The organism is Micromonospora haikouensis (assembly GCF_000876225.1).
GTDB lineage: Bacteria > Actinomycetota > Actinomycetes > Mycobacteriales > Micromonosporaceae > Micromonospora > Micromonospora haikouensis.
Genome location: NZ_JXSX01000001.1, coordinates 524,779 through 541,360, shown reverse-complemented (window position 1 = coordinate 541,360; position 16,582 = coordinate 524,779). Strand labels below are relative to the sequence as shown.

The window sequence follows — 16,582 nt, the reverse complement described above, 5'->3', positions numbered from 1 at the left end:
GAGGGTCAGGTCGGAACGCCTTCGAGGTACGCCAGCATCTCCTCTCGGCTGCGCGGCAGGCCGTAGTCGCCGACGAGCAGGCTGAAGTTGACGAACGTCGAGTCGCCGACCAGCCACACCTCGGGCGACCGGGCCAGCAGCTCGACGAGCCGCCGTTGCCGGGGAGCCAGCGCCGCACACGGCGCCCCCGTGGGCGGGCTGCCCTCGGGGAACGCCAGGCGCAGGGCCTCGGCCGCCACCGGCAACGCCTGTTCGCCGGTGACGGCGGGCAGCCGGTCGAGCAGCGCGTCGAACGCCCGATCGGTGTGCCGGGGGCCGAGCAGGCGCAGGGACAGCCCCGCGTGCCCGTTGAGGTCGCCGTCGAGGAACGGCACCTCGGCCCCGTCGGCCGTCAGCCGGTTGCCCGGGCCGGCGGCCGTCCAGGCGAGCAGCTCGTCGACCGTCGCCTGGTCGGCATCGGCACCGAGCACCCGGGCCCGGCCGACCGCGGCGGCCCAGCGGATCACCGGGCGCGCGTCGGTCAGCAGCCCGGCGTCGGGCGCGGCACCGAGCAACCCGGCGGCCACCAGGGCGGTCGCCGCCTCGTCCTCGTCCACCTCCAGTGCGGCCCCGGCCGCCGCGACGAGCGCCGGGAGGCTGCCGGCCGCGTCCTCCGGGAACCAGGCGAGCGCGTACGCAGCCCCGGCGCGCAGCCCCGGGTCGGCGTCGGTGAGCAGGTCACGGAACAGGGGCACGCCGGCCCGCACCGCGTCGTAGACGGCCAGCTCGATGTGCGCCCACAGGCGCTGCTGATCCGCCTCGTCGAGCGACTCCACGTACGCCCACTCGACGTGCTTCTTCTGGGTCTCGTCGTCGCCGTGCCACGGGGGCGGCTTGGCGACGAGCAGCTCCCGCCCACCGTCGGCCGCCCGGCGGAACTCGGTCACCGGGACGCCCTCGGGCAGCCACCGCTCGTCGTAGCCCACCGCGAGCGCCGTCACCAGGTAGAGCACCAGCTCCCGGTCGGGGGTGGCCGGGTCGGCGAGCAGCTCCAGCAGGAACGGCACGGCGTACGCCGACGCCTCGTAGCGCGACCCCTGGTGGAAGATGTTGGCGTAGAGCGCGCCGATGGCGGCCTGCCGCTCCTCCTCGTCGGGCGAGCGCAGGGCGCGGAGTTGGCCGGGCACATCCCCGGCCGAGCCGTAGGCGTGGCCGAGCCGCACCCAGTCGATGTCGTCGATGCCGTCGAGCACGCGCCCATCCTCGCGCACCCCACCGACATTCCCGTCGGGCGAGTTGGCAGGGGCCCTTCCTTACCCCTCGGGGTGCCAGGTGACGCCGCGGAGGAGCTGGTCGGCGCCGAGCCAGGCGACGTTCATCATCCGGGTGGCGGTCTTCTCCGGGTCGGCCTCCGGGTGGTCGGCGAGCCAGTCGCCCAGCGACTCGCTCGCGCCGACCAGGGCGTACGCGACGACCTCCAGGTCGGTGGCACCCACCTCGCGGCCCCGGGCGCGCAGGGCGTGGTCGAGCATCCCGGCGACCACCTCGACGAGCCGGGCCCGCATGGCGGCGAGCTCCCCGGCGAACGGCTGGGAGCCGCGGGCCTGCCGGTAGAGCACCGCCCAGCCGTCGCGGTGCGCCCCGACGAAGCCGAAGAACGCGCGCAGGCCCCGCCAGAGCCGCTCGTCGGCGTCGAGGTCGGGGGCGGCGGCGCCGGCGATGGCCTCCATCATGCGGGTGCCCTCGCGGTGCAGGCAGGCGACGAAGAGCTCCTCCTTGCTGCCCAGGTACGCGTACACCATGGGTTTGGAGATGCCGGCGTCCTCGGCGATCTCGTCCATGCTGGCCGCGTGGAAGCCGCGTCGGGAGAAGACCCGGACGGCGGCGTCGAGCATCTGCTGCTCGCGTACGGCCCGGGGGAGGCGCTTGAAGGTGGGGGTGCTGGACACCTTGCGAGCATACCTACTCGTGCGTAAGGTTACGCTAGAGTAACCACAGTCGCCGCTCGAGAGGTTCCTTTCCATGACTGACTTCGACCCGGCCAACTTCGCCAACTACGGCCCCAAGGAGTTCGCCCAGCTGGTCAAGTCCACCCCCGACGACAAGATCGTCGAGGTGATGTCCGGCGAGCTGCGCGGCAAGGTCCTGAGCGAGGTCTTCGGCCGGATGCCCACGCTGTTCCGCGCCGACCGGGCCGGCTCCACCAACGCGGTGATCCACTGGGGCATCACGGGCCGCCCGGACGGCGGCACGGACACCTACGAGATCGTCGTCGCCGACGGCGCGTGCACGGTCAACGAGACCCCGCAGCACGACCCCAAGCTGAGCCTCACCATGGGCCCCCTGGAGTTCCTGAAGATCGTCTCCGGCGGCGCGAACCCGGTGATGATGTTCATGACCGGCAAGCTGAAGGCCAAGGGCGACCTCGGCCTCGCCGCCAACATCGCCAACCTGTTCGACATCCCCAAGGGCTGACGATGGCCGAGTTCTCGCTCGACCTGAACGAGGAACAGCGGGACCTGCGGGACTGGGTGCACGGCTTCGCCGCCGAGGTCGTGCGCCCGGCCGCCGCCGAGTGGGACGAGCGCGAGGAGACCCCCTGGCCCGTGATCCAGGAGGCGGCGAAGGTCGGGCTGTACGGCTTCGAGTTCCTCGCCACCTGCTGGGCCGACCCCACCGGCCTGTCCCTGCCGATCGCCAGCGAGGAGCTCTTCTGGGGCGACGCCGGCATCGGCCTCGGCATCTTCGGCACCTCGCTGGCCGTGGCCGCCATCTACGGCGCGGGCACCCCCGACCAGCTCGTCGAGTGGGTCCCCCAGTGCTTCGGCGACGCCGACTCCCCGGCCGTCGCCGCGTTCTGCACCACCGAGCCGGAGGCCGGCTCCGACGTCGGCGCGATGCGCACCCGGGCCGTCTACGACGAGGCCAGCGACGAATGGGTGCTGCGCGGGCAGAAGGCGTACGCCACCAACGGCGGGATCGCCGGGGTGCACGTCGTCACCGCCTCGGTCGACCCCACGCTCGGCTCGCGCGGGCAGGCCGCGTTCGTCGTACCCCCGGGCACCGCCGGGTTGAGCGCGACCCGGAAGCTGCGCAAGCTGGGGCTGCGCGCCTCGCACACGGCGGACGTCTTCCTCGACGACGTCCGGGTCCCCGGCCGCTGCCTGCTCGGCGGCAAGGAGGCCCTCGACGAGCGGCTGGCCCGCGCCCGCTCCGGCCAGAAGGCCTCCGGCCAGGCCGCCATGCGCACGTTCGAGCTGTCCCGGCCGACCGTCGGCGCGCAGGCGCTCGGCGTGGCCCGCGCCGCCTACGAGTACGCGCTGGACTATGCGAAGGACCGGGTGCAGTTCGGCCGGCCGATCATCGAGAACCAGGCGGTCGCGTTCGCGCTGGCCGACATGAAGATGGAGATCGACGCCGCCCGGCTGCTGGTCTGGCGGGCGTCCTGGATGGGGCGCAACAACCGCCCGTTCACCGCCGGCGAGGGCTCGATGTCCAAGCTCAAGGCCGGCGAGGTGGCCGTGTCGGTCACCGAGAAGGCCGTGCAACTGCTCGGCGGGGCCGGCTTCCTGCGGGACCACCCGGTCGAGCGCTGGTACCGGGACGCCAAGATCTACACCATCTTCGAAGGCACGTCGGAGATCCAACGGCTGGTGATCTCCCGCGCCATCTCCGGCGTCCACGTCCGCTGACCCGACCACGAACCGACTCGACCCGGATGCCCCGGGTGGGTCCCGCACGCCCGGAGGAGGCCCGCGGATGGATCTGCCGTTCACCGTCGCCACGCTGACCCGGCGCGGGCTGCTCACCCCGGGCCCGCCGATCCGGGTCGCCGCCCAACTCAACGCGCTGCGCCGGTGGGGCTGGAGCCTCGCCGGCGAGCTGCGCCAGGCCGCCGCCCGGGACCCGGGCCGCACCGCCGTCGTCGACGAGCAGGGCGCCAAGCTGACGTACGGCGCCCTGCTCGACCGCGCCGAGCGGCTGGCGAAGTCGCTGCGCGGCGGCCTCGGCGTGCACAGCGGCGACCGCATCGGGCTGCTCTGCCGCAACCACCACGGGCTGATCGAGGCCATGGTCGCCACCACCCTGCTCGGCGCGGACGCGGTGCTGGTCAACACGGGGCTCTCCCCCGCGCAGCTCGCCACCGTCGCCGAGGAGCAGGGGCTGAAGGTCCTCGTGCACGACGCCGAGTTCGCCGAGCGGGCCCTCGGCCTCCCCGCCGACCTGCACCGGGTCGACGAGGCCCGGCTGGAGGAGCTGATCGCGGCGGCGCTGCCCGGCGACCTCCAGCCGCCGCCGCGCGAGGGCCGCACCATCGTGCTGACCTCCGGCACCACCGGCGCGCCCAAGGGGGCACGCCGGCCCACCCCGCACGGCTTCGGCCCGCTGGTCTCCATCATCGACCGCATCCCGCTGCGCGTCCGGGACACCGTGCTGATCGCCGCGCCGCTGTTCCACACCTGGGGGTACGCGGCGCTCCAGGTCTGCTTCGCCCTGCGGGCGACCATCGTGCTGCACCGCCGCTTCGACCCGTCCGCCACGCTCGGCGCGCTCACGGCGCACCGCTGCGACGCCATGTTCGCCGTGCCGGTGATGGTGCAGCGGCTGATGGAGGTGCCGCCGCCCGAGCCGAAGCCGCCCCTGAAGGTGGTCGCCCTCAGCGGGTCGGCGCTGCCCGGCGGGCTCGCCCTGCGCTTCATGGACACCTACGGCGACGTCCTCTACAACCTGTACGGCTCGACCGAGGTGTCCTGGGCGTCCATCGCCGGCCCCGCCGAGCTGCGGGCCGCCCCGACCACCGCCGGCCGTCCGCCGCACGGCACCCGGCTGCGCATCCTCGACGACGAGGGCAGACCGGTCCCCGCCGGCCGGGTCGGGCGGATCTTCGTCGGCAACGAGATGCTCTTCGAGGGCTACACCTCGGGCACCGCCCGGGAGAGCCGGGACGGGCTGCTGGACACCGGCGACCTCGGCCGGGTCAACGCCGACGGGCTGCTCTTCGTCGACGGGCGGGCCGACGACATGATCGTCTCCGGCGGGGAGAACGTCTTCCCGTCCGAGGTGGAGGACCTGGTGGCCCGGCTGCCGCAGGTCCGCGAGGTGGCCGTGATCGGCGTGCCCGACGACGAGTACGGCCAGCGCCTCGCCGCGTTCCTCGCCCTGCACCCCGGCGAGACCCTCGACCCGGAGGCGGTCCGCGAGTACGTCCGGCACTACCTGGCCCGGTTCAGCGTCCCCCGCGACGTGGTCTTCGTGAAGTACCTGCCGCGCAACGCCACCGGCAAGGTGCTCACCCGCGAGCTACGCCGCTACTTCGGCTGACCGGGGATCCCCGAGGCCGCCGCCCGGGTCCGCCGGGGGACTTCCCCGGATGCCCTCGGGTCCCCCCGCCGGCAGGCTGACGGCCATGACAATCATGAATCGGCGTACGGTCGCCGCCACGGCGCTCGCCGCCCTGCTCACCGTCGCCGTCCCCGGCACCGGCACCGCGGCCCCGCGCGCCGCCGCGCCCCTCGGCCCCGCGCCCGCTCCGCTCGACGCCGCCCTGCTCGACGCCGGACGGTCCGGGGTCGACTGCCGACCCGGCACCCTCGACGCCGCCCCGATGCGGGCGGCGATCGCCGGTCTACCCAACGCCGACGCGACCAGCGCCCAGGTCCGGATCACCACCCCGGACGGCTGTTGGACGGGCACCAGCGGGGTGCGGGACCTGCGCACCGGGGCCCCGGTGCCGCCGCACGCCCGGTTCCGGGTGGGCAGCGCCACCAAGATGTTCACCGCCGCGCTGGTGCTGCAACTCGCCGCCGAGGGACGGATCGACCTCGACGGGACGGTGCAGGACTACCTGCCCGGCCTGCTGCCCGCCGACTACCCGACCGTGACCGTCCGCCAGCTCCTCAACCACACCAGCGGCATCTCCAGCCCGACGGTGCCCGACGACATCGAGTGGCAGCTCGCCCACCGGTACGACCGGTGGACCCCGGAGCAGATCGTCCGGGCGGGGCTGGAGAACCCGCGCGCGTTCGACCCCGGCGAGAAGCAGGACTACACCAACATGGGCTACATCGTCGCCGGCCTGCTCGTCGAGAAGGTCACCGGACACACGTACGAGCAGGAGCTGTCGCGGCGGATCGCCCGGCCGCTCGGGCTGCGCGACACGTACGGGCCCGGCGACGACCCGCGCATCCGGGGCCCGCACGCCCACGGCTACCAGGCCGTCACCCGGGACGGGGTGACCGAGCTGGTGGACGCGACCGTGTGGAGCCAGACCTTCACCCCCGCCTCCGGTGACCTCATCTCCAGCCTGGCCGACCTGGACACCTTCACCACGGCGCTGTTCGCCGGCCGGGTGGTGCCGGAGCCGCAGCTCACCGAGATGTTCACCCTCCCGCCCGTGGACGACGTCGCGGGCGGCCCGGCCCGGTACGGCGCGGGGCTGACCGCCATGCGGCTGGCCGACGGCGAGATCCTCTGGGCCAAGACCGGCTCCCGGTACGGCTACCTGGCCGCTGCGGCGTCGACCCGGGACGGCCGGTTTCGGGTCGAGTACTCGATCACCGCCACGGACGCCAAGGGCGAGGAGCTGAGCGCGACCGCCCAGGCCGTCATCAGCGCCGCGCTCGGCATGGCCTGACCGGTCCCGCCGGAACCCGCTCGCCGGCCACGATCCCTGGGTCAGCCGGGGATCGTGATCCGGCCGTCGACCGCCGCGGCGGCGATGTCGGTGCGGTGGTGCGAGCCCACCAGCCCGATACCGCCCACCAGCTCGTACGCGGCGTCGCGCGCGGCGGCGAGGGTGGAGCCGGTGGCCGTACCGCAGAGGACCCGGCCGCCGGCGGAGAGCAACGCGCCGTCGGCGGCCCGGCGGGCGGTGCCCGCGTGGATGACGCCCGGACGGTCGGCGCCGGTGATCACGTCGCCGGTGCGCGGGGTGCCCGGGTAGTTGCCGGCGGCCACGACCACGGTCACCGCCGCGCCGTCGCGCCAGCGCAGCGGCGGGTGGTCGGCCAGGGTGCCGGCAGCGGCGGCGTGCAGCAGGCCGCCGAGCGGCGTCTCCAGCAGCGCGAGGACGACCTGGGTCTCCGGGTCGCCGAAGCGGGCGTTGAACTCGATCACCCGGGGGCCGGCGGCGGTCATCGCCAGGCCGACGTAGAGCAGGCCGGAGAACGGGGTGCCCCGGCGGCGCATCTCGGCCAGCGTCGGGTGGACGACGTCGGCCATCACCTCGTCGACGAGGCCGGGCGGGGCCCACGGCAGCGGCGCGTACGCCCCCATGCCGCCGGTGTTCGGGCCGGCGTCGCCGTCGCCGACGCGCTTGAAGTCCTGGGCAGGCAGCAGCGGCAGCGCCGCCTCACCGTCGGTGACCACGAAGAGGGAGACCTCGGGGCCCGCCAGGTATTCCTCCACGACGACCCGGCCGCACTCGGCGGCGTGCGCCAGCGCGGCGGCCCGGTCGTCGGTGACGACGACGCCCTTGCCGGCGGCCAGCCCGTCGTTCTTCACCACGTACGGCGGGCCGAACTCGTCCAGCGCCCGAGCCGTGCCCTCCTGGTCGGTGCAGGTGTACGCCCGCGCCGTGGGCACCCCGGCGGCGGTCATCACGTCCTTCGCGAACGCCTTCGAGCCCTCCAGCCGGGCGGCCTCGGCGGACGGCCCGAACGCGGCGATGCCCTTGGCGCGTACGGCGTCGGCGACCCCGGCCACCAGCGGTGCCTCGGGGCCGATCACCACCAGGTCGACGCCGGTCTCCACGGCGAGCGCGGCGACGGCGGCGGGGTCGGCGGCGTCCACCGACCGCAGCTCGGCGACCTCGGCGATCCCCGGATTACCCGGTGCCGCGATCAGCCCCTCGACGGCCGGATCGGCTGCGAGCCCCAGGGCGAGCGCATGCTCCCGCCCGCCACCACCCAGAAGAAGTACGCGCACGCCCACGAACTCTACCCACCCCCACCCTGCCCCCTCCCCGCCCGCCCCGCCCCCTCCCCGGTGATCAAGAGGTTTGCGTCAAGTTTGATCTTCGATTTGACCGAATTCTCTTGATCACCGACGCGGGCGGGGCGGGGCGGGGGCGGCGGGAGGGTGGGGGTGGGTGGGTAGGTAGGTGGGTGGGTGGGGTCAGTGGGGGGTGGATAGGGCCTGGCGGACCGTCCAGGGGATGTAGTCCGGGTTCAGGGTGTCGGACCAGGTGAACCGGAGCACTCGCCACCCCGCGTTGACCAGGCGGTTCTGTCGTCGGCGGTCGGCCAGGAGCGCCTCCGGCGAGCTGTGCGGGCCGGCACCGTCGGCTTCGGCGATCAGCCTGGCGGCGCGCCAGCCCAGGTCACCGACGCCGAGGAGGTGACCGTCCTCGTCGCGTACCTGGAGTTGCAGCGTGTCCGGGGGGACGCCGCCGTCGATGCATCTCAGCCGGGACCGGGTCTCCAACGGTGACTGCGCTCGACCGTCCGCCTCACGCAGGTATCCCCGAGCGGCAACGGCACCGCGTCGCCCCCGGATGAGCACCCCCGCCGTGCACAGGTCGTCCGGGGTGAGGGCCCCCCGGTTCAGCGCCGAGTCGAGCACGGACACGGCCGGGTACCGGTCCTGCCGGAGGATCACGTCGGTCACGGTACGCAGGACAGAGGTCACGGGAATGCCGGCCACCCGGACGATGTCACCCGCAGCCGTGGTGAGCTGGTGCACCGTCAACGCGGGATCGCTGTTCCGCTGCGGGCGGGGACGGTCCACCGGCACGGAGACGTGGACGGTGGAGCTGCGGCGCAGGCCGGCGATGCCGTGCAGCTCCAGTGCCGTGTCGAGCACCGCGAAGGCCCCCGGCCCCAGACTGGCCACCGCAGCACGGACCCGGGCCCGGGTTGGCACCGGACCGCGCGGGCCGACGCCCAAGCCACCCGAATCGCCCAGGCTGTCCCGGCCACTCGGGCCGCTCGAACCGAAAGCAGGGCCGCTCGGGCCGCTCGGGCCGAAGGCAGCGACGCTCAGGCCGAGAGCGGGGGCGCTCAGGCCGCTCGGGCCGAAAGCAGCGCCGCTCGGGCTGCCAACGGGGGCGAAGCAGCCACGCGCCAGTCGCGTCCACCGGCCGGACCGCCAGAGCTGCCGGATCTGGTCCCGGCTCAGGCCGGCCGCCTGCGCCTGGGCGAGGGTGATCATGCCGTCCTGCCGGGCGGCGACTTGGTGGATGAGTTCGAACGGCGTCACCACCCCACCCTGCCCCGCCCACCCCCAACCCCTCGACCCCTGTGGACAACCCTGTGGATATCGACGCCCACCGCTTGGTGATCAAGAGAAAAGCGTCACCGCAGAGGTCAACGGTGACGCTTTTCTCTTGATCACCGACGAGGGCCCGCGGCCGGCGAGCCGGCGGGTCAGGGGAGGGTGGTCAGGGGAGGAGGGGGTGACGGGTCACGTTTTCCTCGCGGCCCGGGCCCACGCCCACCACGCTGACGCGGGTGCCGCAGAGCTCCTCGATGCGCGCGATGTAGCGGCGCGCGTTCTCCGGCAGCTCGTCCTCCGTCCGCGCCTTGGTGATGTCCTCCCACCAGCCGTCGTGCTCCTCGTAGATCGGCGTGGCGTGGTGGAAGTCGGTCTGCGTCATCGGCATGTCGTCGAACCGCTCGCCGTTGATCTCGTAGCCGACGCAGAGCGGGACCTTCGGCAGGCCGGTGAGCACGTCCAGCTTGGTGATGACCAGGTCGGTGACGCCGTTGAGGCGGCACGCGTACCGGGCGACGACGGCGTCGAACCAGCCGCAGCGGCGCTCCCGGCCGGTGGTCGTGCCGTACTCGTGGCCGACCTTGCGCAGGTGCTGGCCGTTGTCGTCGAACAGCTCCGTCGGGAACGGGCCGGACCCGACGCGGGTCGTGTACGCCTTGCTCACCGCGATGACCTTGTTGATCGCGGTCGGCGGGATGCCCGCGCCCACGCACGCCCCGCCCGCCGTCGGGTTCGACGAGGTCACGAAGGGGTACGTGCCGTGGTCCATGTCGAGCATGGTGGCCTGGGCGCCCTCCAGCAGCACCGTCTCGCCCCGGTCCAGGGCGTCCCAGAGCATCACCCGGGTCTCGGCGATGTACGGCTTGAGCCGCTCGGCGTAGGCCAGGTATTCCTCGACGGTCGCGTCGACGTCGATCGCCTTGCGGTTGTAGACCTTGAACAGGATCTGGTTCTTCTCGCGCAGGGCGAGCTCCAGCTTCTTGCGCAGGATGCCCGGGTCGAGCAGGTCCTGCAGCCGGATGCCCATCCGGGCGACCTTGTCGCCGTACGCCGGGCCGATGCCCCGGCCGGTGGTGCCGATCCGGGCGCTGCCCAGGTAGCGCTCGACCACCCGGTCCAAGGCCCGGTGGTGCGGCATGATCAGGTGCGCGTCGCCGGAGATGCGCAGCCGGGAGACGTCCACGCCGCGCTCGGCGAGGCCGTCGATCTCGGTCAGCAGCACCTTCGGGTCGACCACCACGCCGTTGCCGATGATGATCATCGCGCTCGGCGAGAGCGCGCCCGACGGCATCAGGTGCAGCGCGTACTTCTGCCCGTCCGGGGTGATCACCGTGTGGCCGGCGTTGTTGCCGCCGGAGTAGCGCACGACGTAGTCGACCCGCTCACCCAGCAGGTCGGTAACCTTGCCCTTGCCCTCGTCGCCCCACTGAGCGCCGATGAGCACGATCGCTGGCATCTTCTCCGCCTCCAGAAGGCTCGGGTGCCAGGTGGCGACCGGTAAGCGAGCCCGGGGTGTCAGGCTAACAAGAGGTCACGGCGGGACCGGCAGGGGTTCGTCGACAGGCAGGAGGCTCCTTCGTGTACGACGTGGTGCTGCTCACCCTCGGCTCGGAGCGGGACGCTCCCGGCGGGGCCTGCGGCAGCGGCGGCGCCTGCTGCGGCGGCGAGGACGGCGCAACCGGTGACGCAGCGAGCGGCGGCGGGGCGACCCATGCCGGTGCGACCGGTGACGACGGTCACGCCCCGGCCGAGCAGCGGTGCGAGACCCCCCGGGTGCCGGTGCTGGCCTGCGCGGACGCCCTGACCGCCCGGGGCGCCCGGGTGGAGACGGTCACCGCCCGCTCGGACGCGGAGATCGACGAGGTGCTCGCCCGGCTCGACGGCCCGCCCCGCCCCGACGGGCTCACCTGGCCCGACCCGGACTCGAAGACCCGGCTGGTCGTCGCCACGGCCAGCGACGGCCAGTTGCGCGCCGTCGTGCGCCGGCTCGTCCGGCGGTACGCCCCACCGCCCAGCCGCCGCCCGGCCGACCTGCCCGGCAACCGTACGGTGCCGGACCTGCCGCCGGTGGGCGTACTCCCGCTCGATCCGGCCCGGGCCGGCGGGCAGCGCGACCTGGCCGCGCAGCTCGGCCTGCCGCGCGACCCGGCGGCGGTGGCCGCCGCGGTGCTGGACGGCACCGTCCGGCGGCTGGACCTGCTGCGCAACGACGGCGGCTCGGTGACCCTGGACGGCGCGCTGATCGGCGCCGCCGACGACGCCGGCCGGCCGCTGCACTGGCGGGGGCGCGTCGAGGTGGACGACGCCGTGCTCTCGGCCGGCGACGATCCGCTGCTGGCCTGCGCGATCGGCAACGCGGCCGGGTACGCCCGGCTCGACGGGCTGCCGCTGCTCACCACCGGCGACCCGACGGACGGGCTGGTGGAAGTGGCGGTGGCCGTTCCCGTGGTGACCCGCTCGACGTTGGGTAGGAAACGGGTGCGGTTCGAGGTGCGCCGCGCGCGGGGGCGCGCGGTGGCCGTCGTGCCGCGTGACGAGCGGGTGCCGTACCTCGACGACGGGGTCGAGGGCGAGTTGAGCCGGAAGCGGTCCTGGTGGGTCGAGCCTGCGGCCTGGGCGGTCTACGCGGCCTGACCGGCGCACCCCCGGTCGGCCGTCGGCACCGTGGCACCGCCGGCGGAGACCGGCGCGCCGGGAACGCCGGCGGAGACCCGCGTCGATCCCGGCGGCTCGGCTCCGGGGCCTATCCTCGGCAGGAGGAATTGGGAGGAACCGCGTGGACGACAACGCCGACCGGGTCCACGTGCCCGGCCAGCAGCCGGTGCCGGAGCGGGACATCGAACCGCTCTGGCCGCCGGAAGCGACCGATCCCGGGCGGGGCGGCTCCGCTCCGGCATGGGCCATGACAGCCGCGGCGGGTCCCGTGCCGTACCAGGAGGACACCGAGCCGTCGTTCGTCGCCTCCGACGCCTACCCGTCGCTGGGAGCAACGCCGAGCACCTACGCGCCGTACCAGGTGGCCGGTCCGCAGGGCGAAGCGCCCGCGGCGACGGGCCCGGAGCAGGGCGGGCCGGGCCCCGACGCTTGGGCCGCGCACGGCACGGACAGGCCCGGCACCTGGGCCACGCACGGCACGGACGGGCCCGACACCTGGGGCACGCACGGCGCGGGCGGTCCCGCCCCGGTCCCGGCGGAGACCGCCTGGGCGCCGCCCGCCATGGGCGGGGTGCCGGCTCCCCGGGCCGGACAGCCGGCGCCGGGTCCGGTCGACCTGCACCTGCCCTTCACCCTGGACCCGCAGGCGTCGCCCGGGCCGCTACCCGGCGAGGGGAACGGGTCGCCGGGCGACGCGGTGGCGTCGGAGCAGCCGACGGCTGCCGGGACCTTTCGGACCGCCGACGGGACGTCGGCCGCCGGGCCGGTCCCGGTGGCACCGGGCGTGACGGCGGTCGGGCCCGTGGCGGCACCGGCCGTGTCAGCGGCCGGGAACACGGGCGCGGGCAGCAACGGCGCGGGCAGCAACGGTACGGCCGGCGGCGCGGAGGGGCCGGGCGGTACCGACGCGGCGGACGGCTCGGGCGGGGCGGCTGCCACGGCGTCGCACGGCACGTCGAACGGCGGAGCGGCCGTCACGACCTCGCATGGCGAGACGGGCGGCACGGCCTCGCACGGTGGTGGGCGGGTGGCCGAGTCGCCGTGGGCGCTGCCGCCGCAGCGACCCGCAGCGGCGCGGGCGACCGAGGCGGCGGCCCGACCCGCACCGCCGCAGCCGGCCGAAACGGTCCCACGACCCGCACCGCCGCAGCCAGCCGTGGTGGCACCGGAGCCCGTCGACACGGCCACACGGCCCGGGCCGCCGCAGCCGGTCGACGGGGTGCCGCGCCCGGTCGAGGCAGCGCCACCGCAGCCACCCGGGCCGTTCCCGCCGGTGATGAACCCGCCCGGGCCGCTGGCCCCCACCCCGTACCCGCCGGCCGTCGCCGGGGCTGCGGCCGGGCCGGTCGACCCGTACGCGGGGGGCTATCCGGCCACGGCGGGCGAGGCAACGGCGGGATGGGGTCCCGGCCAGCAGCAACCGCCGCCCGCCCCGCCCCGCCCCGACGCGGCCCCGCCGGGCCCGAGGCATCCCGACCAGGGTCACCCCGAACAGGGCCACCCGGTCGCGGGGCAACCCGGGCCCGGGCAGCCGGCCACGTCCGGGTGGTACCCACCGGGCTGGCCGCCGCAGCCCCCGTCTCCCGTGGCACAGCAGCCGGTGGCACCGGTGCCGCAGCCGCCGTACCGGCAGGCCGACGGGGTGACCCGGGTGCCGCCGGGGTACCCGGAACCGGCGTGGACGCCCGACACCGGGATCGCGCCGACCGCAGAGGACTTCGCCCGCCGCCGGCAGGTGCGCCCGGCCGACCCGGTGGCCACGATGGGCGTACGGGCCGTGGTGAACAAGACGGGGTTGATCAAGCTCCCGCCGGGGCGGCAGGAGCAGGAGATGCGCCGCGACATCGAGATGGTGCGTCGCAACTTCGGCGGGCTGCGCCAGGTGACCGTGGTCAACCCGAAGGGCGGCGCGGGCAAGACCGTGGCCATCCTGCTGCTCGCCATGACCTTCGGCCAGAAGCGCGGCGGGTACGTGTTGGCCTGGGACAACAACGAGACCCAGGGCACCCTGGGGATGCGCGCCCAGCAGGACTTCCACTCCCGCACGGTGCGGGACATGCTGCGCGACCTCGGCCAGTTCCAGGGCGCGCACGGGCGGGTCGGCGACCTGTCGCAGTACGTCCGCTCGCAGGGCGAGGGCATGTTCGACGTGCTCGCCTCGGACGAGTCGGCCACCGGCGGGGAGATGCTCACCGCGTCGGCGTTCGCCGAGATCCGGGAGGTGGTCAGCCGGTTCTACAAGCTGATCTTCGTGGACACCGGCAACAACGTCCGGGCGCAGAACTGGCAGGCCGCGATGGACGCCACCGACCAGCTCGTGGTGACCATGTCGGCCCGTAACGACTCGGCGGAGACGGCCGCCCGGATGCTCGACCACCTGGAGCAGAGCGGCCGGCACCGGCTGGTCCGGCAGGCGGTGACGGTGGTGTCGATGCCGCCCTCGCGCAAGGAGATCGACCTGCCCGCCATCCAGGAGCACTTCGCGGCCCGGACCAGGGCGGTGCTGCTCGCCCCGTACGAGCGGTTGATCGACACCGGCGAGCCGATCCGGTACGGGCAGCTCTCGTCGGCCACCCGCGACGCCTGGCTGAAGATCGCCGCATCGGTCGCCGAGGGGCTCTGACCGGCACCCGGCTCCGACCGGGGCGGGGCCCCGATCAGCGCGGCGGCCGGCCCGACGGGTGTCGGACCGGCCGCCGCACCTGCTCGGGAGGGGTCAGGCGCTGGCCAGGGCGTCCCCGGCGGCCGGGTCGCAGTCGCGCAGGAACTGGGCGCAGCGCGCGGCCTCGTCCGCCTCGCCGATCTCGCCGGCGGCCCGGGAGAGCACGTAGAGGCAGCGCAGGAAGCCCCGGTTCGGCGCGTGCGACCAGGGCACCGGGCCGTGGCCCTTCCAGCCGCTGCGGCGCAGCTGGTCGAGGCCCCGGTGGTATCCGGTCCGGGCGTAGGCGTACGCGGGGACGACCTGGCCGTCGGCCAGGGCCCGGCTCGCGAGCGCACCCCAGCCCGCACTGTAGGTCGGGAAGCGGGCCGCGACCTCGGCGTACGCCTCGTCGGTGCCGGCCTCCTTGGCGGCGGCCAGGGCGGTGTCGGCCTCGTCGTGGGCCGGCAGGAGGGTGGCCGGTGGCTCAGGCAACAGGTTCTGCATCGTCCCATTCAACCCGCTTCGCTCTGCGCCGCGCGAGGGGGTCCGCAGACCCGGCCACCTGAACGGTTGAGGCTTTCGTCACGCCTGTGGTCGTGGCACCGACCCTGCGGTCCACGATGGCCGGACCTGCGGTTCGCCCCGGCCGGACCTGCGGTTCCCGGGGCCGGACCTGCGGCCCATGCCGACGGGTGATGTTTTCCACTACAACTATTGGTCCGGAGCCTCCCCAGGACCCGGTTGGAGCAGGAGCCCGGTGGCCTCGCCGCCGGGCTCCTGTGCGTACAGATGGTTTGCGGGGTTGACCCGGGTGGGCAGGATGGCGTCGTGCCGACCCCACCTCCCGCGGACGTGCTCTCCCCGCACGACACCAGCGCCACCGAGATCGAGACCCGCAGCGCGTTCGAACAGCGGCTGGCCGGCGGAAGCCTGGCCGGGCTGACCGTGCAGGGCCTGCGCCTCGACGTCGACCCGGTCCCCGACCTGAGCGCGACGGAGGTGACGGGCACCCTCTTCGTCGGCTGCCGGTTCGCCTCCCGCGAGGTGGGCGCCGACCTGGTCCGGCGCGGCGCGAACGTGGTGCCGCCCTTCTCCGGGCTGCCGTACCCGACCCAGCCGTCGCACCTGTACACCCCGGAGGACCTGGCCGCCGGGTTCGCCGAGGGCGGCTTCGCCGGCATGTACGACACCCGGGTGTACGAGCACTTCCGGGCGCACGGCGGGGCGCTGCCGGAGGTGAAGGAGGCGCTCGGCCAGCGGCTGCACGACCACGGCGTGGACAACGCGCTGGTCGACGCCACCCGAGCCTGGCTGGCAGCGCACGGGCCGCAGTCCGTGGTGGGCGTGATGGGCGGGCACGCGGTGCGCCGGGGCAGCGTGCCGTACCGGATGGCGGCGGTGCTGGGCTGGGAGCTGGCGCGGGCCGACCGGCTGGTGGTGACCGGCGGCGGGCCGGGCGTGATGGAGGCGGCGAACCTGGGCGCGTACCTGTCGACCCGGCCGGCCGGGGAGCTGACGGCGGCGATCGACCTGCTCGCGACCGCGCCGGACTTCACCGACCACGACCGGTACACGTCCGCCGCCCTGGAGGTCCGGGTGCGGTACGCCCCGGCGGTGCCCCGGCAGCGCGACCCGGACCTCAACCTGGATCTGGGCTGGGCGCGGGCCGGCGGGCTGGCCATCCCCACGTGGCTCTACGGGCACGAGCCGGCGAACCTGTTCGCGGGGCGGATCGCGAAGTACTTCTCGAACGCCATCCGGGAGGACACCATCCTGCGGCTGGCCCGGGGCGGGATCGTCTTCGCGCCCGGCCGGGCCGGCACGGTGCAGGAGGTGTTCCAGGCGGCGACGAAGACCTACTACGGCACGGACGGGGCGAGCGGCGCGTACGTCTTCCTCGACCGGGCGTACTGGACGACGGAGCTGCCGGTGGAGTCGCTGCTGCGCCCGCTGCTGGCCGCCTCGCCGTTCGGCGACCTGTCGGGCACGGTGCACCTCACCGACGACGTGCACGAGGCGGTCCGCGTCCTGACGGCGGGCTAGGTGCAAGGAAGGGCCCCTTGTCATCGCCTGGGCGATGACAAGGGGCCCTTC

At 74.6% G+C, this 16,582-nt stretch carries 13 protein-coding genes and 1 pseudogene; 7 read left to right on the top strand and 7 right to left on the bottom strand.

Annotated elements, in window-relative coordinates:
• Positions 1-5 precede the first annotated feature (5 nt).
• The gene (locus TK50_RS02380; RefSeq protein ID WP_052503574.1) at positions 6-1,232 is read right to left on the bottom strand and encodes a hypothetical protein; all 1,227 of its coding nucleotides are present in this window, start codon (positions 1,230-1,232) and stop codon (positions 6-8) included.
• Positions 1,233-1,292: 60 nt separating this feature from the next.
• A complete protein-coding gene (locus tag TK50_RS02375; protein ID WP_043961177.1) occupies positions 1,293-1,928 on the bottom strand; it encodes a TetR/AcrR family transcriptional regulator in 636 nt (211 codons plus the stop codon).
• A 73-nt stretch (positions 1,929-2,001) separates the two neighbouring features.
• Here TK50_RS02375 and TK50_RS02370 point away from each other — a divergent pair, with 73 nt between their 5' ends.
• The 4 genes from TK50_RS02370 to TK50_RS02355 all read left to right on the top strand — a co-directional run bounded on the left by TK50_RS02370 (position 2,002) and on the right by TK50_RS02355 (position 6,613).
• A complete protein-coding gene (locus TK50_RS02370) occupies positions 2,002-2,454 on the top strand; it encodes an SCP2 sterol-binding domain-containing protein (protein WP_043961175.1) in 453 nt (150 codons plus the stop codon).
• 2 nt (positions 2,455-2,456) lie between these two features.
• Complete coding sequence (locus TK50_RS02365; RefSeq protein WP_043961173.1) at positions 2,457-3,671, top strand: acyl-CoA dehydrogenase family protein; 1,215 nt, start codon at positions 2,457-2,459, stop codon at positions 3,669-3,671.
• A 67-nt stretch (positions 3,672-3,738) separates the two neighbouring features.
• On the top strand, positions 3,739-5,301 hold the full coding sequence (locus TK50_RS02360; RefSeq protein ID WP_043961172.1) for an AMP-binding protein: 1,563 nt from the start codon (positions 3,739-3,741) through the stop codon (positions 5,299-5,301).
• 85 nt (positions 5,302-5,386) lie between these two features.
• A complete protein-coding gene (locus TK50_RS02355) occupies positions 5,387-6,613 on the top strand; it encodes a serine hydrolase domain-containing protein (RefSeq protein ID WP_199485961.1) in 1,227 nt (408 codons plus the stop codon).
• Positions 6,614-6,654: 41 nt separating this feature from the next.
• On the opposite strand, the gene purD is transcribed toward TK50_RS02355, so the two are convergent.
• The 4 genes and pseudogenes from purD to TK50_RS02340 all read right to left on the bottom strand — a co-directional run bounded on the left by purD (position 6,655) and on the right by TK50_RS02340 (position 10,648).
• Positions 6,655-7,905 carry a phosphoribosylamine--glycine ligase gene (gene purD, locus TK50_RS02350; RefSeq protein WP_043961168.1) on the bottom strand — a complete coding sequence of 417 codons (1,251 nt, stop codon included), beginning with the start codon at positions 7,903-7,905 and terminating at the stop codon, positions 6,655-6,657.
• A 189-nt stretch (positions 7,906-8,094) separates the two neighbouring features.
• Positions 8,095-8,811 carry a DUF559 domain-containing protein gene (locus TK50_RS02345; protein ID WP_063838589.1) on the bottom strand — a complete coding sequence of 239 codons (717 nt, stop codon included), beginning with the start codon at positions 8,809-8,811 and terminating at the stop codon, positions 8,095-8,097.
• 228 nt (positions 8,812-9,039) lie between these two features.
• Positions 9,040-9,177, bottom strand: a pseudogene (locus TK50_RS35675) (type IV toxin-antitoxin system AbiEi family antitoxin domain-containing protein); the annotation flags it as partial.
• 181 nt (positions 9,178-9,358) lie between these two features.
• Positions 9,359-10,648, bottom strand: coding sequence for an adenylosuccinate synthase (locus TK50_RS02340; protein WP_043961166.1), 1,290 nt, complete (start codon positions 10,646-10,648; stop codon positions 9,359-9,361).
• Between the two features lie 122 nt (positions 10,649-10,770).
• On the opposite strand from TK50_RS02340, the gene TK50_RS02335 reads away from it, so the two are divergent.
• Complete coding sequence (locus TK50_RS02335; RefSeq protein WP_043961164.1) at positions 10,771-11,826, top strand: diacylglycerol kinase family protein; 1,056 nt, start codon at positions 10,771-10,773, stop codon at positions 11,824-11,826.
• Positions 11,827-12,409: 583 nt separating this feature from the next.
• Entirely contained in the window at positions 12,410-14,470 is a 2,061-nt protein-coding gene (locus tag TK50_RS02330) for a MinD/ParA family ATP-binding protein (protein WP_338390900.1), read from the top strand.
• Positions 14,471-14,563: 93 nt separating this feature from the next.
• Here TK50_RS02330 and TK50_RS02325 read toward each other — a convergent pair whose 3' ends face one another.
• Positions 14,564-14,992, bottom strand: coding sequence for a DUF3151 domain-containing protein (locus tag TK50_RS02325; protein ID WP_043961161.1), 429 nt, complete (start codon positions 14,990-14,992; stop codon positions 14,564-14,566).
• A 324-nt stretch (positions 14,993-15,316) separates the two neighbouring features.
• Between TK50_RS02325 and TK50_RS02320 the strand changes: the two genes are divergently transcribed.
• A complete protein-coding gene (locus TK50_RS02320; protein WP_199485959.1) occupies positions 15,317-16,531 on the top strand; it encodes an LOG family protein in 1,215 nt (404 codons plus the stop codon).
• The last annotated feature ends 51 nt before the right edge of the window (positions 16,532-16,582 follow it).